This window comes from Rahnella sp. AN3-3W3 (assembly GCF_003263545.1).
Taxonomy (GTDB): domain Bacteria; phylum Pseudomonadota; class Gammaproteobacteria; order Enterobacterales; family Enterobacteriaceae; genus Rahnella; species Rahnella variigena.
Genome location: NZ_JYDG01000070.1, coordinates 1 through 25,316, shown reverse-complemented (window position 1 = coordinate 25,316; position 25,316 = coordinate 1). Strand labels below are relative to the sequence as shown.

At 52.7% G+C, this 25,316-nt stretch carries 25 protein-coding genes and 1 pseudogene; 15 read left to right on the top strand and 11 right to left on the bottom strand.

Features of this window, described 5'->3' with window-relative positions:
* Positions 1 to 77: 77 nt before the first annotated feature.
* Positions 78 to 1,298: an MFS transporter gene (locus UC15_RS18580; RefSeq protein WP_112290010.1), complete on the top strand. Its 1,221-nt coding sequence runs from the start codon at positions 78 to 80 to the stop codon at positions 1,296 to 1,298.
* A gap of 45 nt (positions 1,299 to 1,343) precedes the next feature.
* Here the strand turns inward: UC15_RS18580 and lpxM are convergent, their stop codons facing one another.
* The 3 genes from lpxM to znuA form a co-directional block, all read right to left on the bottom strand.
* Positions 1,344 to 2,324: a lauroyl-Kdo(2)-lipid IV(A) myristoyltransferase gene (gene lpxM, locus UC15_RS18575; protein WP_112290008.1), complete on the bottom strand. Its 981-nt coding sequence runs from the start codon at positions 2,322 to 2,324 to the stop codon at positions 1,344 to 1,346.
* 93 nt (positions 2,325 to 2,417) lie between these two features.
* The gene (gene mepM, locus UC15_RS18570) at positions 2,418 to 3,752 is read right to left on the bottom strand and encodes a murein DD-endopeptidase MepM (protein WP_112290007.1); all 1,335 of its coding nucleotides are present in this window, start codon (positions 3,750 to 3,752) and stop codon (positions 2,418 to 2,420) included.
* 20 nt (positions 3,753 to 3,772) lie between these two features.
* Positions 3,773 to 4,702, bottom strand: a complete 930-nt coding sequence (gene znuA, locus UC15_RS18565; protein ID WP_112290049.1) for a zinc ABC transporter substrate-binding protein ZnuA — start codon at positions 4,700 to 4,702, stop codon at positions 3,773 to 3,775.
* Positions 4,703 to 4,795: 93 nt separating this feature from the next.
* Here znuA and znuC point away from each other — a divergent pair, with 93 nt between their 5' ends.
* Complete coding sequence (znuC, locus tag UC15_RS18560; RefSeq protein WP_112290005.1) at positions 4,796 to 5,554, top strand: zinc ABC transporter ATP-binding protein ZnuC; 759 nt, start codon at positions 4,796 to 4,798, stop codon at positions 5,552 to 5,554.
* Complete coding sequence (gene znuB, locus UC15_RS18555) at positions 5,551 to 6,336, top strand: zinc ABC transporter permease subunit ZnuB (protein WP_112290003.1); 786 nt, start codon at positions 5,551 to 5,553, stop codon at positions 6,334 to 6,336. The genes znuC and znuB overlap by 4 nt, the downstream gene beginning before the upstream one ends.
* Positions 6,337 to 6,381: 45 nt before the next feature.
* On the opposite strand, the gene UC15_RS18550 is transcribed toward znuB, so the two are convergent.
* A complete protein-coding gene (locus UC15_RS18550; RefSeq protein ID WP_112290001.1) occupies positions 6,382 to 7,761 on the bottom strand; it encodes a sodium:proton antiporter in 1,380 nt (459 codons plus the stop codon).
* Between the two features lie 54 nt (positions 7,762 to 7,815).
* Between UC15_RS18550 and UC15_RS18545 the strand changes: the two genes are divergently transcribed.
* Positions 7,816 to 8,220, top strand: coding sequence for an EthD family reductase (locus UC15_RS18545; protein WP_232829943.1), 405 nt, complete (start codon positions 7,816 to 7,818; stop codon positions 8,218 to 8,220).
* Positions 8,221 to 8,331: 111 nt separating this feature from the next.
* Here UC15_RS18545 and UC15_RS18540 read toward each other — a convergent pair whose 3' ends face one another.
* Positions 8,332 to 8,658: a hypothetical protein gene (locus UC15_RS18540; protein ID WP_112289999.1), complete on the bottom strand. Its 327-nt coding sequence runs from the start codon at positions 8,656 to 8,658 to the stop codon at positions 8,332 to 8,334.
* Between the two features lie 330 nt (positions 8,659 to 8,988).
* On the opposite strand from UC15_RS18540, the gene UC15_RS26220 reads away from it, so the two are divergent.
* The 4 genes from UC15_RS26220 (at position 8,989) to wrbA (ending at position 12,435) form a co-directional block, all read left to right on the top strand.
* The gene (locus UC15_RS26220; RefSeq protein WP_305000166.1) at positions 8,989 to 10,845 is read left to right on the top strand and encodes a YadA-like family protein; all 1,857 of its coding nucleotides are present in this window, start codon (positions 8,989 to 8,991) and stop codon (positions 10,843 to 10,845) included.
* A gap of 49 nt (positions 10,846 to 10,894) precedes the next feature.
* Complete coding sequence (locus UC15_RS18525; RefSeq protein ID WP_112289997.1) at positions 10,895 to 11,311, top strand: hypothetical protein; 417 nt, start codon at positions 10,895 to 10,897, stop codon at positions 11,309 to 11,311.
* On the top strand, positions 11,308 to 11,532 hold the full coding sequence (locus tag UC15_RS18520) for a hypothetical protein (RefSeq protein WP_112289996.1): 225 nt from the start codon (positions 11,308 to 11,310) through the stop codon (positions 11,530 to 11,532). The genes UC15_RS18525 and UC15_RS18520 overlap by 4 nt, the downstream gene beginning before the upstream one ends.
* A 303-nt stretch (positions 11,533 to 11,835) precedes the next feature.
* Positions 11,836 to 12,435 carry an NAD(P)H:quinone oxidoreductase gene (gene wrbA, locus UC15_RS18515; RefSeq protein ID WP_015689874.1) on the top strand — a complete coding sequence of 200 codons (600 nt, stop codon included), beginning with the start codon at positions 11,836 to 11,838 and terminating at the stop codon, positions 12,433 to 12,435.
* Positions 12,436 to 12,470: 35 nt separating this feature from the next.
* Here wrbA and UC15_RS18510 read toward each other — a convergent pair whose 3' ends face one another.
* The 3 genes from UC15_RS18510 to fusA form a co-directional block, all read right to left on the bottom strand.
* Complete coding sequence (locus UC15_RS18510; RefSeq protein WP_095921782.1) at positions 12,471 to 12,782, bottom strand: CcdB family protein; 312 nt, start codon at positions 12,780 to 12,782, stop codon at positions 12,471 to 12,473.
* Positions 12,782 to 13,018, bottom strand: coding sequence for a type II toxin-antitoxin system CcdA family antitoxin (locus tag UC15_RS18505; RefSeq protein ID WP_095921781.1), 237 nt, complete (start codon positions 13,016 to 13,018; stop codon positions 12,782 to 12,784). Before UC15_RS18505 ends, UC15_RS18510 begins: the two co-directional genes overlap by 1 nt.
* A 140-nt stretch (positions 13,019 to 13,158) precedes the next feature.
* Positions 13,159 to 15,264 (bottom strand): elongation factor G, encoded by a 2,106-nt coding sequence (gene fusA / locus UC15_RS18500; RefSeq protein ID WP_112289992.1) that lies wholly within the window; start codon positions 15,262 to 15,264, stop codon positions 13,159 to 13,161.
* A 236-nt stretch (positions 15,265 to 15,500) separates the two neighbouring features.
* On the opposite strand from fusA, the gene UC15_RS18495 reads away from it, so the two are divergent.
* Positions 15,501 to 15,854, top strand: coding sequence for a helix-turn-helix transcriptional regulator (locus tag UC15_RS18495; RefSeq protein WP_112289990.1), 354 nt, complete (start codon positions 15,501 to 15,503; stop codon positions 15,852 to 15,854).
* Between the two features lie 11 nt (positions 15,855 to 15,865).
* Here UC15_RS18495 and UC15_RS18490 read toward each other — a convergent pair whose 3' ends face one another.
* A complete protein-coding gene (locus tag UC15_RS18490) occupies positions 15,866 to 16,783 on the bottom strand; it encodes a LysR family transcriptional regulator (protein WP_198659730.1) in 918 nt (305 codons plus the stop codon).
* A 150-nt stretch (positions 16,784 to 16,933) separates the two neighbouring features.
* Here UC15_RS18490 and UC15_RS18485 point away from each other — a divergent pair, with 150 nt between their 5' ends.
* The 3 genes from UC15_RS18485 to UC15_RS18475 all read left to right on the top strand — a co-directional run bounded on the left by UC15_RS18485 (position 16,934) and on the right by UC15_RS18475 (position 20,082).
* The gene (locus UC15_RS18485; protein WP_198659732.1) at positions 16,934 to 17,491 is read left to right on the top strand and encodes a chromate transporter; all 558 of its coding nucleotides are present in this window, start codon (positions 16,934 to 16,936) and stop codon (positions 17,489 to 17,491) included.
* Positions 17,491 to 18,009: a chromate transporter gene (locus UC15_RS18480; RefSeq protein WP_112289987.1), complete on the top strand. Its 519-nt coding sequence runs from the start codon at positions 17,491 to 17,493 to the stop codon at positions 18,007 to 18,009. The genes UC15_RS18485 and UC15_RS18480 overlap by 1 nt, the downstream gene beginning before the upstream one ends.
* 111 nt (positions 18,010 to 18,120) lie before the next feature.
* Positions 18,121 to 20,082, top strand: a complete 1,962-nt coding sequence (locus UC15_RS18475; RefSeq protein WP_112289985.1) for a glycoside hydrolase family 3 protein — start codon at positions 18,121 to 18,123, stop codon at positions 20,080 to 20,082.
* 9 nt (positions 20,083 to 20,091) lie between these two features.
* Here UC15_RS18475 and UC15_RS18470 read toward each other — a convergent pair.
* A pseudogene (locus tag UC15_RS18470) lies at positions 20,092 to 20,271 on the bottom strand (methyltransferase); the annotation flags it as partial.
* Positions 20,272 to 20,680: 409 nt separating this feature from the next.
* Here UC15_RS18470 and UC15_RS18465 point away from each other — a divergent pair.
* On the top strand, positions 20,681 to 22,798 hold the full coding sequence (locus UC15_RS18465) for a TonB-dependent siderophore receptor (protein ID WP_112289984.1): 2,118 nt from the start codon (positions 20,681 to 20,683) through the stop codon (positions 22,796 to 22,798).
* Between the two features lie 153 nt (positions 22,799 to 22,951).
* Here UC15_RS18465 and UC15_RS18460 read toward each other — a convergent pair whose 3' ends face one another.
* Positions 22,952 to 23,137, bottom strand: coding sequence for a hypothetical protein (locus UC15_RS18460; protein ID WP_232829942.1), 186 nt, complete (start codon positions 23,135 to 23,137; stop codon positions 22,952 to 22,954).
* 13 nt (positions 23,138 to 23,150) lie between these two features.
* Between UC15_RS18460 and UC15_RS18455 the strand changes: the two genes are divergently transcribed.
* Together UC15_RS18455 and UC15_RS18450 are read left to right on the top strand one after the other, a co-directional pair.
* Positions 23,151 to 23,525: a hypothetical protein gene (locus UC15_RS18455; RefSeq protein WP_232829941.1), complete on the top strand. Its 375-nt coding sequence runs from the start codon at positions 23,151 to 23,153 to the stop codon at positions 23,523 to 23,525.
* Between the two features lie 263 nt (positions 23,526 to 23,788).
* Positions 23,789 to 24,709, top strand: a complete 921-nt coding sequence (locus UC15_RS18450) for a L,D-transpeptidase family protein (RefSeq protein ID WP_112289982.1) — start codon at positions 23,789 to 23,791, stop codon at positions 24,707 to 24,709.
* Positions 24,710 to 25,316 lie beyond the last annotated feature (607 nt).

Genomic DNA, 25,316 nt, shown 5'->3' with positions numbered 1-25,316 from the left:
AATTTTAATGCGATGAATAGTTGCGCGGCTTTTACAGGCCGCGCTTTTTTGATTTTGAGTACCGGAGAGTTAATGTTATGTCGTCCGTTTCTGAACCCGCCTCACGGCTGAATTCCCGCCAGTGGCTGTTCCCGCTGTCGCTGGTGCTTTTCGAGTTCGCCACCTATATCGCCCACGATATGATCCAGCCAGGCATGTTGCAGGTAATCAGTGATTTCAGCGCCAGCGCCGACTGGGTATCCACCTCACTGACCGCGTATCTGTGTGGCGGAATTCTGCTGCAATGGCTGCTGGGTCCGCTTTCCGACCGCCTCGGACGCAGGCCGGTATTACTCGCGGGCGTGGCCTTTTTCACCGTTACCTGCCTGCTGACCGTTTTCACCCAAAGCATCGGGCAGTTTATTCTGATGCGGTTTTTGCAAGGGATGAGCCTGTGTTTCATCGGTGCGGTTGGTTACGCCGCGATCCAGGAAGCGTTCAGCGAAACGCTCAGTGTCAAACTGATGGCACTGATGGCGAACATTACGCTGATCGCCCCGCTGCTCGGGCCACTGGCGGGTGCGGCGTTCATTCATTACGCACCGTGGAAAGCCATGTTTGCGCTGTTTTCCGTCATCTCCGCTCTGGCTTTCTGGGGCTTGTGGCGCAGCATGCCGGAAACCGCTTCCGGTCGTGATGGCCGCTTTTCAATGCGCAGACTGCTGGCCGATTACCGTGAAGTGTTTTCCAATAAAGGCGTGGTGATGGGCTCACTCGCCATCGGATTGATCACCCTGCCGTTGCTGGCGTGGGTCGCACAGTCGCCTGTTTTGCTTATCCAGGACGCAGGTATGACGCCATTACAATATGGCTGGTTGCAGGTTCCGGTATTCACCGGCCTGATTATTGGCAATGTCACCCTGAGCAGAATCAGCGGCAGAGTGAATATCCGCACACCGGTCTGGGTCGGGATTGTGCCGATTGTTCTCGGTTTGTTGGTCAGTGCGTTCGCAGCATTGTTTATGGCACATGCCTGGCTCTGGATGACTGCCGGGCTGAGTCTTTACGCGTTGGGTACCGGACTGGTTAATGCGGGTCTTTATCGCCTGACGCTGTTTTCCAGTCCGACTGGAAAAGGCACCGTTGCGGCGGCACTAGGGCTGATGAGTATCGTGGTGTTTGCAGCCGGAATTGAAATCGCTAAACAGCTGTATTTTGCATTGGGTAACGGCATTTTCATGCTTGCAGGCCTTATCGCTGGCGTGGCTGGCACAATCCTGATTGCGGCATTTCTAAAGCACTCATCGAAAAAAGCATAAAAAAAGCTGAGGTGTGAGCCTCAGCTTATTTTTAAATCCAGACGGTCATTTCTTCGGATACAGCTCTTTACGCGAATACGGCTCAGGCTCACCCGGCATGCGGGTTTTAAGCAGTTTGAGGATCCAGGTGTACTGTTCCGGATTCGGTCCAACCAGAATTTCCACTTCCTCGTTCATGCGTCGGGCAATGTAATTATCATCCGCAGTGGCCAGATCGTCCATCGGCGGTCGGACGTAAATATCCAGACGCTGTTCACGACCGTTATACACCGGGAATAACGGGACAATGGCGGCGCGGCAGACTTTCATCAGACGCCCCACTGCAGGCAATGTCGCCTTGTAGGTCGCGAAGAAATCCACGAACTCACTGTGTTCAGCACCGTGATCCTGGTCCGGCAGATAATAGCCCCAGTACCCCTGACGCACAGAACTGATGAACGGCTTAATGCCGTCATTACGTGCGTGCATACGACCACCAAAACGACGACGTACGGTGTTCCACAGATAATCGGTCAGCGGGTTTTTCTGGTTGTGGAACATCGCGGCCATCGGCTGACCGCCAGCGGCCATCAGCATCGCAGGGATGTCCACAGCCCAGCCATGCGGCACCAGAAAAATCACGTTCTGGCCCTTCGCCTTCATTTCATCGATAATTTCTTTGCCATGCCAGTGTACGCGCTGCATGACGTTTTCCGGATTACGTATTGCCAGTTCAGCCATCATCACCATCGCCTGCGGCGCGGTGGCAAACATTTCATCAATGATGTGTTCGCGTTCAGCTTCCGGCGTTTCAGGCAGGCAATATAACAGATTGATTTGAGCACGACGTCGGGCGCCTTTGGCAAACTTTCCTGCCAGACGCCCCAGACTGCCTAACACCGGATCACGGACTTTCGCGGGTAAACAGGCCATGGTTGCCATCGCACCGACGCCCAGCCAGACGCCCCAGTAACGCGGATGGTAGAAGGCTTTCTGAAATTGCGGAATAAATTCTACGGAAGATCGTTTTTCTTTTTCTGGCTGCATGCTCAGGCTCTTATATCAAATTCTGGCTTAATGATAAGTGCCGTGAGTTATTTTGCAATAAATCACGGCAGCTAATCATTAAAACCTAAGCGGTCAGTCCAGCTTCAGTTGAGGAACAACCTGACGAACGGTGGCCAGATAAGTCGCACGGTCTTTACCGGTCAGCCCTTCGGTACGTGGCAATTTCGCGGTCAGCGGATTAACGGCCAGCTGGTTGATCCACATTTCAAAATGCAGATGCGGGCCAGTGGAACGACCGGTGTTGCCGGAAAGCGCGATGCGGTCACCGCGTTTAATTTTCTGACCTGGTTTCACCAGAATTTTGCGCAGGTGCATATAACGGGTCATGTACTGACGACCGTGGCGGATCGCCACATAGTTACCTGCCGCCCCGCCATTCTTGGCAACCACCACTTCACCGTCGCCGACAGCCAGAACCGGCGTGCCGACAGGTACTGCGAAATCGACGCCACGGTGCGGCGCAATGCGGCCGGTAACCGGGTTCAGACGACGCGGATTAAAGTTGGAAGAAACGCGATATTGTTTACCGGTAGGGAAACGCAGGAAACCTTTAGCCAGCCCGCTGCCTGAGCGGTCGTAAAACTTACCGTCTTCCGCGCGAACTGCGTAATAATCTTTACCGCCAGTGCGCATACGCACGGCCTGTAATTCGCTTTGTTCGTTTTTGCCATCCAGCACTTCGTGGGACATCAGAACCGCAAACTCATCGCCTTTCTGTAACTTACGGAAATCGAGTTGCCATTGCAGCGCTTTGATAACAGCACTGACTTCACCGCTGCTCAGCCCTGCGGCTCTGGCGCTGGTGACAAAACTCCCGTTCAGCGAACCCTTAATCACCGTGTCTTTCCATTCCCCTTTCAGGGTTTCCAGAGAAGCTTTGAAGGTGCTGCCGGAACGGTCAAAGGTATAGGTTTCGCGGCGCGATTTTTCCCAGGTCAGACGCTGTAAATCCCCGGCATCATTCAGTGTCCAGGAAATCTGCTGACCGACTTTCAGATTACGCAAATCACGGTTGGCGTCAGACAGCGCGGCAATTTCTGACATATCAATGCCGTACTGATTCAGAATGCTGCTGAGGGTATCGCCGGTCGAAACCACATATTCATGGACGCCCGCTTCATTGGCCGTTTTGTCGTCAAGATCATCCTGCGGGATGTCATCGTCAGCCGGTGGGGTCTGATCGATAGGTTCGCTGGCTTCGGGAAGCAAAGAACGTAATTGCTGATTATCGAGGGTGATATTTTTAACCAGCGGTCTGGTATCAGAAAGGTCGTTGTCCGGGTGGTAAGCTAACGGTTTCCATACGGCCACAGCCAGTGTGACGACGGTAAGAGACCCCAGCATAATGCGGTGGGGCCGTGGAAGGTTGCTATACGCCAGAGCGATAGATCGGGCTATCAGCTGCACTTAAATTCTGTCCTTTTAGCTTACTTCAGGCAGCTCAGGTACTGGTTCGCCAGCTGTGACAAAAAGTTCACATAGCTGTCCGCATCCAGTTCAATGCCGCTCCCCAGCGGATCCAATGTGCCCATACGCACTTTTGTTCCCTGGGCAACAGCCGTTATGACGGCCGGCCTGAATTGTGGCTCAGCAAAAATGCAGGTCGCTTTTTGCTCAACCAACTGTGTTCGAATGAGATGTAATCGCTGTGCGCCGGGTTGAATTTCAGGGTTGATCGTAAAGTGACCAAGTGGCGAGAGGCCGAAGTGTTTTTCAAAGTAGCCATAAGCGTCGTGAAAAACAAAATATCCCTTACCCTGCACAGGCTGCAGCATAGTACCAATATTTTTGTCAAGTTTTGTCAAGCCATCTTCAAAACGTGCCAAATTTGCATCTAATTGTTGCTTTTTCTGCGGAACTAGCTCCACAAGTTTGTCATGGATCACAATTGCGGCTTCTCGGGCGATTTCAGGTGATAACCAGACATGCATATTGTACTCACCGTGATGGTGCTCATCCCCGTCATTTTCATGGGCATGATCGTGGTCATGCTCATCCTCACCGCCTTTCATCAGCAACGGTTTGACGGCCGGTAATGTCGAAATTTCTACCTGACGGTTTGGTGGTAACTGCGCGGCGGATTTGGTCATGAAGGCTTCCATTTCCGGCCCCACCCATACCACCAGATCCGCGCTGCGCAGGCGTGCAATATCGGAAGGACGCAGGGCAAAATCATGCGGTGATGCGCCGTCAGGCAGCAAGACCTCTGTCGGCATGACGCCGTCGGCAATCGCTGATGCGATGAAACCCAGCGGGCGTACGGAAGCCACAACGTCGGCCTGCGCGCTGAAAACCGCACCTGAAGTCAATATTGCGGCTGCCAGAAACATCCGTTTAACGCTTTTTTTCTGTATCATGCTGAGTGAACTCATCTTCGTGTGGGGGAAACTGGTTATTTTTCGCGAAACGCAATATTATAACATCCGATTTGTTCTGCAAGACCCTATGACATGCCCACATTAGCTACGCTCCAAAATATATCAGTGACTTTCGGTTCCCGACGCGTGCTGTCTAACATCTCGCTGAGCCTGCAACCGGGGAAAATCCTGACCCTTCTCGGCCCGAATGGGGCGGGGAAATCCACATTAGTCCTTGTGGTACTTGGCCTGATTGCGCCCACAGAAGGCGTCATGACCCGCGAACCGGGCTTGCGTATCGGCTACGTTCCGCAAAAAATTCACCTTGATCCGACCATGCCGCTCACCGTCAATCGCTTTATGCGTCTCAAACCTGGCGTGAAGAAAAGCGATATTCTGCCTGCGCTTAAACGCGTTCAGGCCGCGCATCTGCTGGATCAACCGATGCAAAAGTTATCCGGTGGCGAAAACCAGCGTGTCCTTTTAGCGCGGGCATTAATGAACAGCCCGCAGTTACTGGTACTGGATGAACCCACTCAGGGTGTAGACGTCAACGGACAACTGGCGCTTTACAATCTGATCGACAGCCTGCGCTGCGAGCTGGGTTGTGCGGTGCTGATGGTGTCGCATGATTTGCATCTGGTGATGGCGAAAACCGATGAAGTGCTGTGCCTGAATCAACATATCTGCTGTTCCGGTTCACCTGAAGTGGTGTCGACGCACCCCGAATTTATTGCGATGTTCGGCAACCGCGGTGCAGAGCAACTGGCAATTTATCGTCACAACCACAATCATCGTCATGATTTGAAGGGAAAGATTATTTTGCGTAATACCGGAGGTCGTGACGCATGATTGCGCTGTTATTACCGGGCTGGCTGGCCGGTGTTTTGCTGGCTATCGCTGCCGGCCCGCTGGGTTCATTTGTGGTCTGGCGACGGATGTCATATTTCGGCGATACGCTGGCACACGCCTCACTGCTGGGCGTTGCGTTCGGTTTGCTGCTCAATATCAATCCTTTTTACACCGTTATCGCCGTCACCTTACTACTTGCCGTATTGCTGGTGGCGCTGGAGCGTAAACCGCATCTCGCCGTCGATACGCTGCTGGGTATTATGGCGCACAGCGCCCTGTCGCTCGGGCTGGTTGTGGTCAGCCTGATGTCAGGTGTTCGTGTTGATCTGATGGCGTATCTGTTCGGTGATTTGCTGTCTGTGACTTACAGCGACATCTGGATGATTGGCATCGGTGTAACGGTGGTCATCGCCGTGCTGTGCTGGCAATGGCGCGCCTTGCTGTCGATGACCATCAGCCCTGAACTGGCCCATGTAGATGGCGTGAATCTGCAGCGTTCCAGGGTTGTTCTGATGCTGGTGACCGCGCTGACGATTGGTCTGGCGATGAAATTCGTCGGTGCGCTGATCATTACCTCTCTGCTGATTATCCCTGCGGCAACGGCACGCCGTTTTGCTAAAACGCCCGAACAGATGGCAATGGTGGCAGTTGCAATTGGCATTATTGCCGTTACCGGCGGCCTGACATTTTCAGCATTTTACGATACACCGGCAGGCCCTTCTGTCGTGCTCTGTGCCGCCGCGCTGTTTATGCTCAGTCTCAGCAAAAAACAGATTGCCTGACCGCCACATCAGAAAGAAAAACGGACGCACTGAGCGTCCGTTTTTTTAAGCCTCTTTTTCCTGCTCTTTTTCCCGCGCTTCACGTTCTTCCCGTGCGGCCTCCTGTCTCGCTTTACGCCAGCTCAGCACCGGCGAAACGGTCAGCCCGTGAATGACCACACTGGTCACAATGACGGTAAAGGCAATATTGGTCATATAGTTGGCCTCTGCCCCGTGTAAACCGTGCGTCCAGGCGTAAGCGATGTAGTTCATACTGCCGATACCACGAATACCGAACCAGCCAATCATCAGCCGCCGTCCCTTGGGCACATGCACGCCAAGCGTGGTGATATACACTGCCAGCGGCCGGATCACGATAAACAGCAACGCGGCAATCAGCAGCCCCATCGGTTCCCAGTGCTCAGCCAGCGTGATACCGAGCACCATGACGATCCCCGCCGCAAAGATACGTTCAATCGTATCGCCAAAAGAGAGTGCATCACCGACCATCAGCCCGATAGAATTGCGCGGCATTTCGGCCTGCATGGAGTGGCGCTGATGCGGATTGACCATCACTTCCGCCGGTGGCGGCCGCGAGCCTTCTTCCACATCGTCTGGTGGATGCAGGGAAACAACGCGCACTTCTGCGCTGCGAAGCCCGACACCAGCGGCAAAGGCGGCGAGAAAACCGGAAGCATCCAAACTCTGCGCAGCGGCGTAACTTAGCGCGATCAGCGAGAGTGCCAGAAAATCACTGGGCGCGACCGTTCGCTGACGGCTGTGAAAACGCGTGGCACTCAGCCCGACCAGCTTGCCCATTGCATAACCAATCGCCAGCCCGCCCAATAATGCCCAGACAACATCACGCCATGCCCAGTGCCAGATAGCCTGCGAAGAAAGACCTTCATTCGCGGTAAACAGCATCAGCGCCAGCATCAGGATCGGCAGCGCGGAGCCATCATTCATGCCGGCTTCGCTGGAAAGCGCAACGCGTAAACCATCGTCATCATTAGCATCATTCACCGCAATCATGCTGGCGAGCACCGGATCCGTTGGCGCGATAATAGCACCCAGCGCCAGTGCCAGCGGCCAGGAAATACCGGTGATGCAATGCGCAATACCTGCCACACACAAAACGGTAAGCAGCATAGCCGGAAACGCCAGCAACACGCCTACGCGCCAGCTTTGCGCGCGAAAAGGTAACCTCAGTTTGAGCCCGGTAATAAACAGAGACGCCGCCATGGCGATTTCAGTGAAATGAGCGGTGAGCGTGGAATAGGCCACCAGATCGATATGCAGTAAATCCAGAACCCAGGGGCCACAGACAATTCCCGCCGCCAGATATAAACCAAAAGTCGTCACCGGGCCGCGGGAAATCCACCCCGACGCCAGTGACATGATCAATAGCAGTCCTCCGACTGCCGCTGTCCAACCTAAAAATCCCATGCGTATTCCATGCTAAATATCAATCCATTAAGCATAGTACATATGAGCAGATGAATGATTTTTCAGATAAATATCATCGGGCACAAATGGCGAGGCGCGACCGTGGCCGGTACGCTAAAATTGATTTTTATCCGTAAACAGACGAGAGACGACGTGATTAAATACAGCGTGCTTTACCCGAACATTAAAGGCGGAACCTTCGACCATGATTATTACCGCGATGTGCATTTACCGCTGATCAAACGCCGCATGGGCGAGTATTGCCATTCTTATGCCATCGACAAAATGCCCGAGGGCGCGCCGGCAGAGACCCCATTCATTGCTGCCTGCCATATCTATTGCCTCTCAATGGAAGACTTCGAAAAAGGCATGAAAGATAATGCTGCAGATTTCGTCGCGGATGTGGCGAACTTTACGAATATCGAACCGGTGAAGATGATTTTCGACGTTGTTGTCTGAAGTTGATGTCTGAATAAGTCACCCTGCTCTTCTGATAAAAATGGCGATTAACCCGAAAGTTAATCGCCTTTTTATCGCCCGTCAGCTGCGGCAAACATCCTGCCCGCTGCGTTATTTGTTCAATAGCTTTTTGATCGCCGGGCTGGGTTCACGTTTAATCGTATGCAAAAACTCCTGCACTCTGTCATTGACGGCATAGTCGGCAGTCACACCAAAATCCTGCACTATCGCCCACTTTTCAAATAATGCTTCATCACTGTTGCGCATGAACCAAAGCATTCTGACAGCAGTAACGGCCACTTGTGGGATTTGCGTCACCGTGCCGTTGATCCACTTATTTAACGTGCTGCGCGGCAGTCCCAACAGGATACACAACGCGGGCTGATCGATATCCAGCCTCCGGACATAGTCCAGGAACTCATTTGCGTTATCTGCCATTCACTTATCTCCCATTTTTTTAACCCTGCATATTGTACAAGAATCTCATAGAGATTTCATCCCGTCGCTATTCGCTACGAAAACTCCTAGTTCCTTACAATGCAGATACTCAAATTTGTGTCCATTAGCGACAAATAAGCGCGCTAAGTGAAACAAATTCATGTAGCGCTATAAGTTTACGTTTCTTGACATAAGTCAAACGTTAGGTGAATGCGTGAAGCAAGTCACATTCACCACATGTATGATTTTGGTAAGGAGACAAAAATAGCGTTCTGATAACGCTTCTTATTTGTCGCTAACAGATACTTATTTTATGGCCGGAAAAAACAGATGAATTCTTCAAGCAGTCGTAACACTCAAATAATTTCAGTTTTCGCAGCAGGGCAAACCAGTACAACCGAACTTGCTAATATTTTCGGTGTTTCGGTCTCGACAATCCGGCGTGTATTAACGTCTGCTGCGCTGGCTGGCGTAATTATAGGTACGGCTGTTGCACCAAATACTGCAGAAGCCGCTTTATCAGGGGCTGATAAAGAAGCTGCAGATAACTATTTTTCAAACAATCCTGAAATTGCACACTTCAAACCAGAATTGGTCACAAGAGTTTATGAGTCTGATACGCTGCAACAGGCTAATGATGCTCTGAAAGGAAATAGCTACTACACCGGTTATGACAATGGAGACAGAGTTGTACAGATCCTGCCAATCAAACCGACTCAGGATGATGCTCAAAAACCACAAAACTCACTCGCACCCATTGTCCCGATTGAGCCAGTTGTCACTCCCCCAGACGCACAATCCACCCATACTGCTAGTAAGCTGGTTGATGAAACACCTGTTCTAAATGCACCAGCTAAAACAACATCACTTGCAGAAAAATTAGCTTCTCGGTCAGGGTACGACCAGTTACAGGACGTCAAGATCAACAGCATCAAAACAGCACAAACAACTCGTGATGATGGTCAGGATCTAAAAATCGAACAGGCGAGTTCAGCAGCGGCCTTTGCTCTAGGTCGTGCTGATGCGGCGCATAAAAACGCGATGGACAATGAAGCCGTATTAGACGCAAAGATTGACCAGAATAAAAATGACCAGAAAGGCATCGACGATAAGCAGGATAACGATATCAAAGCCGCAACAATGGGTGTTAATTACGCCCGCCAGCAGATTGATATAGAAACTTCCGCACGTCTGGAGAGCGATAATAACCTGCAAGCTCAGATCGATGGCGCTGCAATGCAGCAGGCCAATAGAGATCGTACTGCTCAACAACATGTTTCTCTGGTAGCTGCTGTAGATGGCGCTACTGGCCAAACAGGTCCCGTAGGTGCAGATGGAGCAAAAGGTACTGACGGCAAAGACGGAACAGCAGGCCGCGATGGCGTCGATGGCAAAGATGGTGCTAAAGGCGATACCGGCGCTGCGGGTCAAAATGGCAGAGACCTCACTCAAGATCACTATTCACGCATGAATGCTGCCGCCGCCTTAGCTGCTTCTCACGTTGAACAAGACGAAATCGATCAAAATAAATCTGCTTTAAGTGATGTAAAGGGTACGGCTGAACAAGCTGCTAACGATTCAAAAACAGCACAAGACACTGCGGAAGGTGCGGCTAAGCAGTTACAGATGGTTCAGAGTGATAAATACCAGCGCATGGTGCAGGCCAAGACCCAGGCTGAGATCGATGCATCGGCTCATGCCACACAACAGAAAGTTGCTCAACAACAGCAAGCAGCAGAGAAGAAGTCTGCAATGGCCGCTAAGCAGCAAAAAATCGAGAGCGTGTATTACGGGGAGCAGATCCAAACCCTGGCACAAACACAGCAGGAACAGCAAGGCGAAATCCTGGCTGAATCTCACAGCCGAGCGGTGGCAGATGCACAAACCCTGGGGCAGGCAAATGACTATACCAACAAGAAATTCAACGACCTGAAATCTGAGGTTGATGGCAATAAGAAAGAAGCCGCCGCAGGTTCTGCTTCTGCCATGGCACAGGCCAACATTCCTCAGGTGCAGGAATCTCAGCAATTCGCGGTCGGTGCCGGTGTCGGCGGTTATGATTCACAAAACGCCCTGTCCGTGGGCGCTTCATTCCATGCCAGCAGATCCACCATTGTCAAAATGTCAGTCTCCGACGATACGCAAAGTAACTTCGGTTACGGCGCTGGCGTGAGTGTCGGCTGGTAAAAATTCAGGGGGGACTCGTCCCCCATCTTTCCAATACGGGTAAATCAAAATGAAAAAACTTTTAGTCATTGCTGCGCTGGCCGTCCTTGCAGGCTGCTCCACTCAGGCCTCCAGAATGGCGGACTGTCAGTCACAAGGCGTTTCAAAAGATACGTGTTACATGGCAGAGCAAAATCGTCAGACGTCCATTCAGAGCGTGGCGCTGAAGCAGGCGATGGAAAACTCTGCGAAGCAATATGCTCAGGCAACCAAAAAAGTTGTGCATACCCGCATTAAGGGGATTGATGTCAAAATCTTTCCCGCTGACAAGCAGGGATACATCGAAGGGACTGCAGCATACCTTGATGAAGATAACGCGGATGCTCAGGTCTATCGCAAAGGTGTTTTCACAGCGATTTATTACAAGCGCACCCATAAGCTGGTTTTGATGCGTGACGGCCAAATTTACGGAAGGATGCCGATATGAAGAAACGCCACACCGATCAGTTCAAACATCTGCCGCCAGAGCAGCAATTTACCTGTCTGAAAATGCTTCAGCGCGTTGAAGAAACCCCGCTGGATCACGGCATTACTGGCGTGGCCGTATCGGTCATGATGAAAGACGGTCATACCGCCACGCTCAGTAAATTCATCGCGCAACCTGATGAAATCTCAATTCTGGTCAGTTGGGAAAAAGAAAGAGAATAATGCACTCTGACTACGTTTTATATCTCCCCCTTCTCTCCCGCCAGTCCCGCACTTCTGTTCTAGTATATAGAGGTGCGAAACCCACCTTCTCTGCACCTTTGCCCTAATTAATTGATGAGCCTGTTCAAAAATTTGCGTTTGTAACTCACGTCTTATGCGCGGACGATGAACACTCTTGCTCATGACAACCGCCGTGCAGGCGCAGGAGTCAATGTGAGATTTTTAAGCGAATTTTTCGCCCGTATTACCGGCTCTAAACCAGAGCGTAATACGGAAAAAACATCACCTCAACAGGAGTTAAAAATGGCAAAAGTACTGGTTCTCTATCATTCCATGTATGGTCATATTGAAACGATGGCGCAGAGCGTTGCCGAAGGCGCTCGCAGCGTTCCCGGGGTTGAAGTCACGATAAAACGCGTCCCAGAAACGATGCCTGAAGAAGCCTTTAAGGCTGCCGGTGGCAAAACTGGTCAGACGGCAGAAGTCGCATCTCCCGCAGAACTTGGCGATTACGATGCCATCATTTTCGGTACACCTACCCGCTTTGGTAACATGACCGGCCAGATGCGTACTTTCCTCGACCAGACTGGCGGCCTGTGGGCCAAAGGCGCACTGGCCGGTAAAGTCGCCAGCGTATTCAGCTCCACCGGTACCGGCGGCGGTCAGGAAATGACTATCACCTCCACCTGGACCACCCTCGCCCATCACGGCATGATCATCGTTCCCATCGGTTACACCACGCCTGAATTGTTCGATATTTCACAGGTTCGCGGCGGCACACCTTATGGCGCCACCACTATCGCCGGTGGCGATGGCTCACGTCAGCCAAGCGCAGAAGAACTGCGCATTGCCGTGCATCAGGGCAAACACGTGGCGACCATCGTCAGTAAGCTGGTCAGCTAGATAACCGCGTAAAATAAGGCGCAGAATTCTGCGCCTTAAATTCCCATCACCAGTAAGTCCAGCGCTGCAACAACATCCGCCCGATGAATATCTGCATTTAACACCGGTTCATGACGTAATTGCGTCGCACTTACGCTGGTCAGGAGATTAGTCATAAGCACGTATTGATGATTTTGGATCCTGATAAGGGGATGAAGATGCCTGATGGGTTTCAGGTTGCTAAGTGCAGTTAGCGGCACAACGATCCGCTCATTAAGTCTTTCAAATAAGGGATTCTGAATATCCATAAAATAGGGATAAAGATTTTTACCTTCTCCCTGATTTTCGTACACATCAAATTGCGCCATTACAACACTCCACGTCCCTGAGAGAAGAGTCCTGCCTTTTCAGTAAAGGCGTTGCAGGAATCCATTGCTTGCTGATTTTCCTCTAAGAAAAGTTTCCTTTGCTTCTCTTTCACCGCTTCTCCTAACGCTTTATCAAACGTTGCTGAAAGATTAATGCCGAACACTTTGGCCTGTTCAAGTAAATCGGCACTCAGCGTGACATTCGTTCGTTTTTTATTTCCAGTTACTGATGACATAACACCCTCCTCATACACACCTGAGATGCGCATTAGAGTGTCACACAATGAAGTCATAAACTATTAAATCCTTTTCTACGACCAAAAAAAACGGCCCTTGCGGACCGTTTTGTCTCTGGCGGAGATTACGCCGGTATTGCTTATTTGCCACGCGACGCAATAATGTTTTCAGCAACATTGCGCGGTGCCTCGGCATAGTGATTGAACTCCATGCTGTAGGTTGCACGACCTTGCGACATCGACCGCAAAACGGTGGAGTAGCCGAACATTTCGGAAAGCGGCACTTCGGCTTTAATAATTTTACCGCCGCCGCCCGCGATCTCTTCCATGCCCTGCACTGTTCCGCGACGCGAAGACAAATCACCCATCACGCCACCGGCGTACTCCTCCGGCGTTTCCACTTCGACTTTCATCATCGGCTCGAGGATCACCGGATCTGCACGTTTAGCCGCTTCTTTGAAACCAAAGATCGCCGCCATTTTGAACGCCATTTCCGAGGAATCGACCTCGTGGTATGACCCGAAGGTCAGTGTCACTTTCACATCGACCACCGGATAACCGGCCAGAATGCCGTTGTTCAGCGCCTCCGTGACCCCTTTCTCTACCGCCGGGATATAGTCGCGCGGCACTACGCCACCTTTTGTAGCATCGACAAACTCAAAGCCAGTGCCTGCCGGCAACGGTTCGAGCGTGAAGACCACGTGGCCGTACTGCCCTTTACCGCCGGACTGACGTACAAATTTCCCCTCCACATCTTTCACCGTTTTGCGCACCGTTTCGCGGTACGTAACCTGCGGCTTACCGATGTTGGCTTCCACGCCGAACTCACGTTTCATGCGGTCGACAATGATTTCCAGATGCAATTCGCCCATTCCGGAAATAATCGTCTGGCCGGATTCCTCGTCGGTGCGGATGCGGAATGACGGATCCTCTGATGCCAGCCGCGACAACGCGATCCCCATTTTTTCCTGGTCGGCTTTAGTCTTCGGTTCGATAGCCTGCGAAATCACCGGATCCGGGAACTCCATGCGTACCAGCGTAATGATGTCGGTCGGATCGCACAGCGTTTCACCGGTCGTCACATCTTTCAGCCCGACACAGGCAGCGATATCACCGGCACGGATTTCATCAATCTCGATACGGTCATTCGCGTGCATCTGCACAATACGCCCGATACGCTCTTTCTTACCGCGCACCGGGTTATACACGCTGTCGCCTTTTTTCAGCACGCCGGAATAAACACGGACAAACGTCAGCTGGCCGACATAAGGGTCAGTCATCAGTTTGAACGCCAGCGCCGAGAACTTCTCGTTGTCATCGGAATGACGGAACACTTCGTTACCGTCTTCGTCAGTGCCCGCTACCGGTGGAATATCCAGCGGAGACGGCATCAGTTCGATCACGGCATCAAGCATGCGCTGTACGCCTTTATTCTTGAACGCACTGCCACACAACATCGGCTGGATTTCACCGGCGATGGTGCGCAGACGCAGACCTTCGGTAATTTCATCCTCGGTCAGCGTGCCTTCTTCGAGATATTTATCCATCAGCGCGTCGTTGGCTTCAGCAGCGGCCGACACCATTTTTTCTCGCCATTCTTCCGCCAGCGCCTGCAGTTCTGCCGGGATCGCTTCATAGGTAAAGGTCATCCCTTGTGTCGCGTCGTCCCACAAAATGGCGCGCATTTTGCGCAAATCCACCACACCGGTGAAATGCTCTTCTTTACCGATCGGAATAACAATCGGCACAGGATTGGCTTTCAGGCGATCGACCATCATCTGGCGGACACGGAAGAAATCTGCGCCCTGACGGTCCATTTTGTTAACGAAAGCCAGACGCGGCACTTTGTATTTATTGGCCTGACGCCAGACGGTTTCAGACTGTGGCTGCACGCCGCCCACGGCGTCATACACCATTACCGCACCGTCGAGTACGCGCATGGAGCGTTCCACTTCAATGGTGAAATCCACGTGCCCCGGAGTGTCGATAATGTTAATGCGATGCTCATCGAACGAGTGATCCATCCCGCGCCAGAAACAGGTGACAGCAGCGGACGTGATGGTAATGCCGCGCTCCTGTTCCTGAGCCATCCAGTCTGTGGTCGCACCGCCGTCATGCACTTCTCCCAGCTTATGATTCATGCCGGTATAGAAAAGAATACGCTCGGTGGTGGTGGTTTTACCTGCGTCGATGTGTGCTGAGATACCGATATTGCGGTAGCGCTCGATTGGCGTTTTACGAGCCATATAACGTCCTTACTGGTTGATGGCTAAGTTGGCGGAGAGTGGTTATCACGTCCCGTCACAAAGTAATAAGTACTAAACTTCTTAATGCGGTGAGTATAATACAATTGTACGTGTATATTCGTACAATAATTTTATTCTATCGATGAAATTGGTGAGAGGCCATCGCGTTGTACAGCAGCAGAGGGATAGGCTATATTGCGCGGCCGTTGATTTTTGTACTTTAAGAGGATAGTCCGATGATAGCCAACCACCCTGAGCGCGGGCAGATCCGCCTCGAAAATGTTCTGACTGCGCTGGGCAATCCGCTACGTCTGGCCGTGGTGCGCACGCTGGCAAAAGGCGGCGAGCATCCTTGCGGAACCTTATTGCAGGGACTGTCGAAATCGACACTGACTCACCACTGGCGCGTATTGCGGGACAGCGGCGTGATCTGGCAGCGCCCGGATGGCCGCGCCAATTTGCTTTCACTGCGCCGCGAAGATCTGGACGCCCGCTTCCCCGGCCTGCTGGATTCGCTGCTCAGTGCCATCGAATCTGACGGCATTACGCTGGAATCCACCCAGAAACATATTTCTGAGCAACATCTTTAATGCGCACAGAATCACTGCACCGTTAATTGCGATTTCACCAGCGCACAAAACGTATTGATTATAGCCGATGAATGGCTGTCCTCCCGCCGCGCGAGATACAGCGGCGCACTGAGTTGCGTGGCGGCATCCAGTGGCAGGAACACCACGCCATCGCCGCCGAGGCGGGTCATGGATTCAGGCACAATCGAGATCCCCAGTCCCGCGCCGACCAGACTCAGGCACGATGTTAACCGCGGCGCTTCCTGCACGATGTGCGGGCTAAAACCGGCGCGGACATACGCTGCCAGTATGGCGTCATACAATCCCTGCCCGGCACGACGACGGTACAACACAAAAGGTTCGTTGCTCAGTTCTTCGAGTTTGAGCGGCATGGCGGAAGTCCGCGATGCCAGCTTGTGTCCGGCCGGAACCGCCACCCACATCGGTTCTTCCAGCACTTTTTCCATTTCTAATTCGGGCATATCTTTGACCCGCATACGCACAAATGCGACATCCAGCTCGCCCGCCACCACAGACGCCAGTAACTCACCGCTGCCGCTTTCCTCCAGCTGCGTGCTGACCGCCGGATAGATTTCCCGGTAGCGGCGCAGCAGCGCGGGCACAAAGGTATGCAGCGCGGCCGAGCTGGTGAAACCGATGCGCACGCGCCCTTGTTCTCCCTGTGCGGCACGATGCATCGCGGCGCTGAGCTGAGCGGCCCTCGCCAGCACCGCACGGGCTTCCTGCAATAACACCTCGCCCGCTTCGGTCGGGATCACCCCGCGCGGCAAACGTTGTAACAAAGGCACGCCAAATTCCTGTTCCAGCCCCTGTAGCAGGCGTGTCAGCGGCGGTTGCTGGATAAACAGCAGTTCTGCGGCGCGGGTAATGCTGCCCGCTTCCACCACGGTGACGAACGCATTCAGACGTTTCAGTTCAATCATATCCATACCCTCAGGGTATCTTTTGTCATTATTAAAGGCATTAGACATCATGGCACATCCACGCGCATGATCCTTAACAGAATTTACGCCTTTGGCGGCTTTGAATTACATTTGAGGGAGAGTGTGAAAATGTCGGCACAAACGCAGGATAAATTAATGCTGGATACAGAAGATGGGACCGCGCCGCAACCTGATTGCGGACAACTGTTTAAAGGCTTTTTCATTCTTGGCCTGACCGGTTTCGGCGGTGTGCTGCCGATGGCGCGGCACATGCTGGTGGATAAACGCCGCTGGCTGACCGGCGATCAGTTCACAGAACTGCTGGGTCTGTGTCAGTTTTTACCGGGCGGCAATATCATTAATTTATCCGTCGCGCTGGGGATGGAGTTTCGCGGGCTGCGCGGTGCGCTTTCAGCCATTCTCGGCCTGATCCTGGCACCGACGATTTGCGTGGTGCTGCTCGGACTGGTGTATGCACGCTATCAGAATGAACCGCTGGTGGAACATTTATTTGCGGGGATGGCGGCAGCGGCGGCCGGTTTGCTGCTCTCGACCGGCCTCAAGATGCTGGCACCTTTGCGGGGAAAATGGCTGCAACTGGCGCTGGTAGCCGCAGGCGTCATTGCCATCGCAGGATTTCGCATCCCGATGCTGCCGGTGATGCTGGTGCTGGCTCCGGTCAGTATTTTCATCTGCGCCAGGAGTAAATTCTGATGGCCGTTTTACTCTCACTCGCCCTGCTGTTTACCGAACTTTCACTGCTGGCCTTTGGCGGCGGTAATACCATTCTGCCAGAGATGCAACGTGCCGTGGTGCAGGTACATCACTGGATGAGCGCGCAGGAATTCAGTGCATTGTTCGCGCTGGCGCAAGCCGCTCCCGGACCGAATATGATGATCGTGCCGCTGATTGGCTGGCAGGTTGCGGGATGGTCCGGTCTGCTGGTGTCTTCGCTGGCAAAATTTGGTCCGTCTTCCGTGGTGACGCTGATCGTGATGGGGGGATGGAAGCGTTATAAAGACCGACCGTGGCGTCAGGTTATTCAGCGCGGACTGGTGCCGGTCACCGTCGGGCTGGTGGTATCGAGCGGACTGTTGATCGCCAAAGCTTCAACCACCACGCTGTCACTTGCCGGCGTGATCGCCCTGTGTACCCTGCTGGCGCTTAATAAGCGGATCCACCCGTTATGGGTTCTGGCGGTCGGCGCGGTACTGGGAATGGTGCTTGGCTGATAACATTTGAGAACCTGATCGCAATATCAGTCAGGTAAATAGGTTATTCCTTAAGCATTAAGTTTCTATATTTATCAATTCTTTATAGACACAAAATAATTAAGGATGATGATGAAAATCAAACCTCTGAACCTGGCTGTTTCTGCCCTTCTGTTTTCCACACCGGCTGCTTTTGCTGATACCGATCAACCCGAACTGAGTCAGCGGGAAGTGACATTGCTGACCGTTGATGGCCTGCAATTTAAAGATCTCAATCACTCCGGCAAACTCGAACCTTATGAGGACTGGCGACTGACGCCGGAAGAACGCGCGGCGGATCTGGTGAAACGTATGACGCTGGAGGAAAAAGCCGGGGTGATGATGCACGGCTCCGCACCAACGGCCAACAGCCCGATCGGCGCCGGGACTCACTATGATATGGCGGCGGCGGAAAAGATGATTTCCGGCGCGAAGGTCAACAGTCTGATCACCCGGCTGTCAGCGGAAGATCCTGCGGTGATGGCAGAAGAGAACAATAAACTGCAGCAGATTGCTGAAAAATCACGACTCGGTATTCCGGTCACCATCAGCAGTGATCCACGTAACTCGTTTGAATATCTGACTGGCGCGAGCACGGCTTCCGGCAAATTCACACAGTGGCCTGAAACCTTAGGACTGGCAGCAATTGGCAATGAAAAACTCACCCGCCGCTACGCCGATATCGTCCGTCAGGAATATCTGGCCGTCGGCATTCGCGAGGCACTTTCTCCGCAGGCCGATCTGGCGACCGAACCGCGCTGGGCGCGTATCAGTGGTACTTTCGGTGAAGACCCGACGCGGGTGCATAACATGGTGCGCGGCTACATCGAAGGGATGCAAAATGGCGGCGATGGCCTGAATCAGGGCAGCGTGATTTCGGTAGTGAAGCACTGGGTCGGCTACGGCGCGGCGGAAAACGGCTACGACAGCCACAACGTTTACGGCAAAAACGCGGTGTTCCCGGGCAATAATCTCAAAGAGCACATCTATCCGTTTACCGGCGCGTTCGAAGCCAACGTCGCCAGCGTCATGCCCACCTACTCTATTTTGAAAAACGCGTCCTTTGAAGGCAAACCGCTGGAACAGGTCGGTGCCGGATTCAGCCATCAGTTACTGACGGATATCCTGCGCGGTCAGTATGGTTTCAAAGGGGTGATCCTCAGCGACTGGCTGATCACCAGCAACTGCGAAGACGAATGCCTGAACGGTTCGCCGGAAGGCAAAGAACCGGTACCCGGCGGCATGTCCTGGGGCGTTGAAAAGCTGACGCCGCAGCAGCGTTTCGTCAAAGCGGTGAAGGCTGGTGTGGATCAGTTTGGCGGCGTGACTGACTCACAGCTCCTGGTGAATGCGGTCAACGAAAAACAGCTGACGCAGCAGCGGCTGGATGAATCGGTTGTGCGGATCTTAGAACAGAAATTCCGCACCGGATTGTTTGAAAATCCGTTTGTGGATCCTCAGAAAGCGGTGAAAACCGTCGGACGCGCAGACTGGCAGAAAGAAGCCGATGCGGCGCAACGTCACTCCCTTGTTTTACTGCAAAATGCCGGTGACCTGTTACCGCTGAAAAAAGGCAAAAAAGTGTGGCTGTATGGTCTCGAAACGAAAGCCGCACAGGCCGCAGGTTTCACCGTGGTTGATGCGCCTGAAAAAGCCGATGTCGCGTTGATCCGCGCCCATGCACCTTATGAACAACCGCATAAACAGTGGTTCTTCGGCAAGCGCCACCATGAAGGTTCACTGGCCTTTACCGATGACAATGCCGATTATCAGGCCATCGTAAAAGCCAGCAAAGCGGTACCCACGGTGGTGACGGTGTACCTCGACCGCCCTGCTATTCTGACCAACGTGAATGACAAAGCAAAAGCGGTTATTGGCAATTTCGGGGTCAGCGATGCGGTGCTGTTTAGCCGTCTGACCAGCAGCGAAGCGTATACCGGCAAACTGCCGTTCGAACTGCCGTCATCGATGGAAGCCGTGCTTAAACAACAGTCGGATATGCCGCATGACAGCGAAAACCCGCTGTTTGACATTGGCTTTGGTCTGGCACGTTAACGCCTGCGTTTAGCTGAATACCCTCGCCAGCACAAAACCGTCCCAGCCTTTACTGCCGACGGTTTGCAGCGCGGTGGCAGATAAGCGGGGTTCCTGCTCAATCATCTCAATAAAGCGACGAACGCCCTGAACACGGGCGTCGTCGCTATGCGGATCGACCACCGCGCCGTCCCTCACTGCATTATTTCCCGATCTCGATCGTGAACTTTTTCGATTTTAAAAAACTCACTCTTAAAGCTAATCCTTAACTCCGGTTTTGTCTGCGTTTTCAAGGGATTCTTCTAATTTCACGATGCGGTAATCACATACGATATCCATTATCTGAGTAAGGTTGTTCGTAAAACAATCAAAAAGACCCTGCTTTTCATCATGATAAACATGCGCCAGTTCACACTTTTAGAAGAAAACCCCCTTAAGTTTGTAAAATAATAATGATAACAATTATCATTAAGTTTAACATTCGTCTCGTTTTCGTTAAGCCATACCGCGTTATTGCGCCGCGGTTTCCGCGCGTAACCCTGCTGGCTTTTTGGGTCTATTTCACACGCATCAATTAATCACCTGATGATTTATCAGGTTATTTATAGGGACTATGAATATGTTGTTGGCTTTCCCCCTTAAACGCTCGGTGCTGATGTGCGCCATGGCGCTGGCCGTTCCGGCTGCATCAATGGCTGCCGAAGATACCGTGGTTGTCAAAGCCGCACCTGCTGATACCGCAGATGCCCCGACGCAGGGTTACAGTGCAAAAACCAGTAAAAGCGCGACCAAAACGGATCAGCCGCTGATCACTACCGGTCAGGCCGTGTCTGTCGTGACCCGTCAGCAAATGACGGACCAGAACGCCACCACGGTTAACGCTGCACTTAACTATACGCCCGGCGTCTTCACCAACTTTGCCGGTGGCGCAACGCGTTATGACACAATTTCCCTGCGCGGTTTCCACGGCGGTGACGTCAACAACACCTTCCTTGATGGCCTGCGTATTCTCAGCGATGGCGCAACTTACAACTCCATTCAGGTTGATCCGTGGTTCCTCGAACGTATTGATGTGGTGAAAGGCCCGTCTTCTGCGCTTTACGGCCAGAGCATTCCCGGCGGTGTGGTGATGGAAACCACCAAGCGCCCGCAGTTTGCTGAAGAAGGTCACTTCCAGCTTTCCGGTGGTACACAAAACACCAAAGGCGGCGCGTTCGATTACACTAACGCGATCAACGATCAGCTGGCATTCCGCCTGACCGGTATGACCCGCAGCAGCGACACGCAGTACGATCACCAGCGAGAAGAGCGTTACGCGATTTCTCCGCAGTTACTGTGGACGCCGGATGAAAACACCTCCCTGTTACTGCGGGCTTATCTGCAAAAAGATCCGTCCGGCGGTTATCACGCCGCAGTGCCTGCCGACGGCAGCCTGTACGGTCAGAAACTGAGCCGTGGTTTCTTCGATGGCGAAACCACCCGCAACCAGTTCAAACGCTGGGAGCAGATCTACAGCTACGAATTCCAGCACGCGTTTAACGACGTATGGTCATTCCGCCAGAACGCCAACTACACCCATTCCAATACCGAACTGGATCAGGTGTATCAGGCTGGCTGGAACGCAGACCGTACGCTGATGAATCGCTACTATTCCGGTGAGAAATCGTCTCTGGATACGTTTGCTATCGACAACCAGCTGGAAGCCGATTTCGCCACTGGCGAACTGGCACATAAAGTGGTTCTGGGATTTGATTATTCCCACTTTATCAACGACGTGAAATCTGATGGTGCCACCGCTGAGCCACTTAACCCGTACACCGGTGTGGGCGGCGATGCCCTGGATTATTACAGCCATTCACGCGGTAAAAACCGTTATGAGCAGATGGGCACTTATCTGCAAGATGAAATGAGCTGGAACAAGTGGTATCTGACCCTGTCAGGCCGTTACGACACGCTGAAAACCTCAAGCCGCAGCTACGAAAGCATCTACGGCACGCAGAGCAACAGCGAACGTAAAGACGAGCACTTCAGCAGCCGCGCTTCCCTGCTTTACGCCTTCGACAGCGGGATTTCTCCGTACGTCAGCTACAGCCAGGCGATGACCCCATCTGCCCTGCCGGGCGCTGATGGCACCCTGCTGAAACCGATGCAGAGCGAGCAATACGAAGCCGGTATCAAATACCAGCCGGTCGGCACGTCCGATATGTACAGCGCGGCGTTGTATGATCTGACGCAAAAAGACGTGGGTAACCGCGTGGTGGTCGGCAGCTATTACGAGCCGGCAGGGAAAATCCGTTCACAGGGTCTGGAGCTGGAAGCCAAGAAGCAGGTTACCGAACGCTTCAACGTGATGGCCGGTTATACCTATAACAAAGTGCGTATCCGTGATGCCGCCGAAAACAACGGCAACACGCCGTATGTGACGCCAAAACAAATGGCGTCCATCTGGGGTCAGTACAACACGCCGATTGGTGTGGATATGGGTGCGGGTGTGCGTTACATCGGTACACAATGGGCGGATAACGAAAACACCCGTCACATGCCTTCTGCCACGCTGGTTGACGCGTCCCTGCGTATGAATCTGGTGCAATTTAATCCGCAGCTGAAAGGCGCGTATGTGCAGCTGAATGCCAACAACCTGTTCGACAAGAAATATGTCGCGGCCTGTTACGGCACCAGCTATTGCTACTGGGGTCAGGAACGTACTGTGGTTGCTACAGTAGGTTATGATTTCTGATAGATTTTTTCAGCTCCTCCCCCTGCGAAGGGGGAGGCTGGGAGGGGGTTTTAAGGGCTAACACCTTGTTTAAGAAAACCTTAACTTTTGATTTAGAACTTAATACCCCACCCCAACCCTCCCCTTCGCAGGGGAGGGAGCGATTCTGAGAGTTTATTCTTCCGGCAAATTCAGCCGCGCTTTCACCGTCTTTCGCGCACTTTCCAGCAACGTATCCGAAGCTTTACGATCAGGTTCGCAACGTGCCAGCGACAAGCTGCCCATCAGCTCTGCACTGACTGATATCGCCGTGGTTTTTGGATCACCAACGCCCATCTCCGTCAGCTGACGAAAAATCATCCCGCGGATCCGCATGGCACTGACCGCGTTTCAGGGGCCGGAACTGCGTTATGCGTCCGGGTTGTTTAACCTGATGCGCAATCTGGGTGGCGCGATTGGTATTGCTACCGTGAATACCTGGTTGCAGGACTGGACACGGGTACATGCGGCGCGTTTCGGCGAAAGTCTCAGGCAATATAGCGACAGCGCGCAGGAAGTGATTGGCTCGCTGGCGCAAAGGATCGGTCATCTCACGCCCGACACCGCGCAGGCCTTACTGATGGCGAAAAGTTTGTTCGGCACCAAAGTAGCCGCACAGTCTCTGACCCTGGCCTTCAATGATATTTTTCAGGTGATGGCCTGGATGTTCCTGGCGGCCCTGGTCATGGTACCGTTTTGCCGTAAATAAGCAGACGAATGTAAATAAATGTGGAGCCTGCATCAAAAAATGCCTTTAGCTTAGGGAACTTTTCCAACAAGGTGAGAAAGCTTTGGCCTGTTTGAAATAAATCCTTATAATTAGCGGCCCTGAAATGCGATTCGTTACACATACTGAGTCCCTTTCAAGTGCTATGTGCAAGTACACTATCTCTCCGGCCAGTTTCGACTGCGTCGGGGGGAATTAACATCCTGACAACAACTGCCAGTGTGGCATTAACGACCAACGAAAATATGAAAATGAGCATTCGCGCAATCCTTACCCTGGTTTTGGCAGTTGCTGCATATAGCCAGGCGTCTTTTGCTGTGGTCTACCCTCTGCCGGCCAATAACGGTCGTCTGGTCGGTGAAAACATCACAGTCACTGTTCCTCAGGGCAGCAGCCTGCCACTGGAACATTTCGCAGCGCAATACCAGATGGGTTTGAGCAACATGCTTGAAGCCAACCCTGGCGTTGACCCGTTCCTGCCAACTCCTGGCACCGTGCTGACCATTCCTCAGCAACTGATCCTGCCGGATACTCCGCACGATGGCATCGTGATCAACAGTGCTGAAATGCGTCTGTATTACTACCCGAAAGGCACCAACACCGTAGTGGTTCTGCCAATCGGTATCGGTGAACTTGGCAAAGACACCCCGATGAACTGGGTGACGACCGTTCAGCGTAAAAAAGCCGGCCCGACCTGGACGCCAACCGCAAAAATGCATGAAGAATATGCAGCCCGTGGCGAATTCCTGCCAGCCGTCTTCCCTGCTGGTCCGGACAACCCGATGGGCCTGTACGCGCTGTACGTGGGTCGTCTGTATGCCGTTCACGGCACCAACGCCAACTTCGGTATCGGTCTGCGCGTGAGCCACGGTTGTGTGCGTCTGCGTGATGCTGACATTAAATGGTTGTACGACAACGTGCCGCAAGGTACACGCGTTCAGTTCATCAACGAACCGGTGAAAGCCACCATTGAGCCAGACGGCAAACGTTACATTGAGATCCACAACCCGCTGTCCTCTAACCAGGAAGAGTTTGATTCCCAGCAACCGCTGCCAATCACTCTGACCGGCAGCGCAAGCAGTGTTGCGATGGATCCTGCGGTTAACCAGACTGTGGTTCAGCGCGCGATCGAGATGCGTTCCGGTATGCCGGTTCAGGTCAACTGATAGCGTCTTTGACGTCTTTGTGAAAAAGCCTCGATCTTCGGGGCTTTTTTTGCATAGTACCGATGCAAAGGGCGGCGGCTCAGTTGCACTGAAAAGCTGTGCCGAGAAAGTTTCGGTTTCTCAATTGCACTGAAAGCTGTGCCGAGAAAGTTTCGGTTTCTCGATTGCACTGAAAGCTGTGCCGAGAAAGTTTCGGTTTCTCAGTTGCGGTGATCACTTATCGGGCAGCGCCGAAACCGACCAAGAGGGAAAAGTGCTTTTTCCCTCTTGGAGCTCCCTCCGCTTTTTCAACAAGCGCTTCCGCTCGCGGGCTATGTTTCAGAAAACACTGCGACAGGCTGGAAATCTTGCCGCTGCGCGGTACCTTCATTTCGGGATTGCAGCCTTTGGTCTGCAACCTCTCATTCAGCAAGATTTCTGAATCGCCCGCACGATCTGAAAATCAACGGCAGACTGTTTTTCATCTTTTAGAAAAGTTGATTGGCGTGATCAAAAATGGCACCGAGTGAATGGTTCGAGACCCGAGGCTCGAAACCTAAAACTCGGGAATCGCGCAGCGATGACATTTTACGCCACTCACCAATACACCAGAACATGTCCGTCATAC

Excerpts from the sequence above, each read along its gene's own strand:
- UC15_RS18580 (WP_112290010.1), top strand. The coding sequence starts at position 78 with ATGTCGTCCGTTTCTGAACCCGCCTCACGGCTGAATTCCCGCCAGTGG.
- lpxM (WP_112290008.1), bottom strand. The coding sequence starts at position 2,324 with ATGCAGCCAGAAAAAGAAAAACGATCTTCCGTAGAATTTATTCCGCAA.
- znuA (WP_112290049.1), bottom strand. The coding sequence starts at position 4,702 with ATGATACAGAAAAAAAGCGTTAAACGGATGTTTCTGGCAGCCGCAATA.
- znuC (WP_112290005.1), top strand. The coding sequence starts at position 4,796 with ATGCCCACATTAGCTACGCTCCAAAATATATCAGTGACTTTCGGTTCC.
- znuB (WP_112290003.1), top strand. The coding sequence starts at position 5,551 with ATGATTGCGCTGTTATTACCGGGCTGGCTGGCCGGTGTTTTGCTGGCT.
- UC15_RS18550 (WP_112290001.1), bottom strand. The coding sequence starts at position 7,761 with ATGGGATTTTTAGGTTGGACAGCGGCAGTCGGAGGACTGCTATTGATC.
- UC15_RS18545 (WP_232829943.1), top strand. The coding sequence starts at position 7,816 with ATGATTTTTCAGATAAATATCATCGGGCACAAATGGCGAGGCGCGACC.
- UC15_RS18540 (WP_112289999.1), bottom strand. The coding sequence starts at position 8,658 with ATGGCAGATAACGCAAATGAGTTCCTGGACTATGTCCGGAGGCTGGAT.
- UC15_RS26220 (WP_305000166.1), top strand. The coding sequence starts at position 8,989 with ATGAATTCTTCAAGCAGTCGTAACACTCAAATAATTTCAGTTTTCGCA.
- UC15_RS18525 (WP_112289997.1), top strand. The coding sequence starts at position 10,895 with ATGAAAAAACTTTTAGTCATTGCTGCGCTGGCCGTCCTTGCAGGCTGC.
- UC15_RS18520 (WP_112289996.1), top strand. The coding sequence starts at position 11,308 with ATGAAGAAACGCCACACCGATCAGTTCAAACATCTGCCGCCAGAGCAG.
- wrbA (WP_015689874.1), top strand. The coding sequence starts at position 11,836 with ATGGCAAAAGTACTGGTTCTCTATCATTCCATGTATGGTCATATTGAA.
- UC15_RS18510 (WP_095921782.1), bottom strand. The coding sequence starts at position 12,782 with ATGGCGCAATTTGATGTGTACGAAAATCAGGGAGAAGGTAAAAATCTT.
- UC15_RS18505 (WP_095921781.1), bottom strand. The coding sequence starts at position 13,018 with ATGTCATCAGTAACTGGAAATAAAAAACGAACGAATGTCACGCTGAGT.
- fusA (WP_112289992.1), bottom strand. The coding sequence starts at position 15,264 with ATGGCTCGTAAAACGCCAATCGAGCGCTACCGCAATATCGGTATCTCA.
- UC15_RS18495 (WP_112289990.1), top strand. The coding sequence starts at position 15,501 with ATGATAGCCAACCACCCTGAGCGCGGGCAGATCCGCCTCGAAAATGTT.
- UC15_RS18490 (WP_198659730.1), bottom strand. The coding sequence starts at position 16,783 with ATGGATATGATTGAACTGAAACGTCTGAATGCGTTCGTCACCGTGGTG.
- UC15_RS18485 (WP_198659732.1), top strand. The coding sequence starts at position 16,934 with ATGCTGGATACAGAAGATGGGACCGCGCCGCAACCTGATTGCGGACAA.
- UC15_RS18480 (WP_112289987.1), top strand. The coding sequence starts at position 17,491 with ATGGCCGTTTTACTCTCACTCGCCCTGCTGTTTACCGAACTTTCACTG.
- UC15_RS18475 (WP_112289985.1), top strand. The coding sequence starts at position 18,121 with ATGAAAATCAAACCTCTGAACCTGGCTGTTTCTGCCCTTCTGTTTTCC.
- UC15_RS18465 (WP_112289984.1), top strand. The coding sequence starts at position 20,681 with ATGTTGTTGGCTTTCCCCCTTAAACGCTCGGTGCTGATGTGCGCCATG.
- UC15_RS18460 (WP_232829942.1), bottom strand. The coding sequence starts at position 23,137 with ATGATTTTTCGTCAGCTGACGGAGATGGGCGTTGGTGATCCAAAAACC.
- UC15_RS18455 (WP_232829941.1), top strand. The coding sequence starts at position 23,151 with ATGGCACTGACCGCGTTTCAGGGGCCGGAACTGCGTTATGCGTCCGGG.
- UC15_RS18450 (WP_112289982.1), top strand. The coding sequence starts at position 23,789 with ATGAAAATGAGCATTCGCGCAATCCTTACCCTGGTTTTGGCAGTTGCT.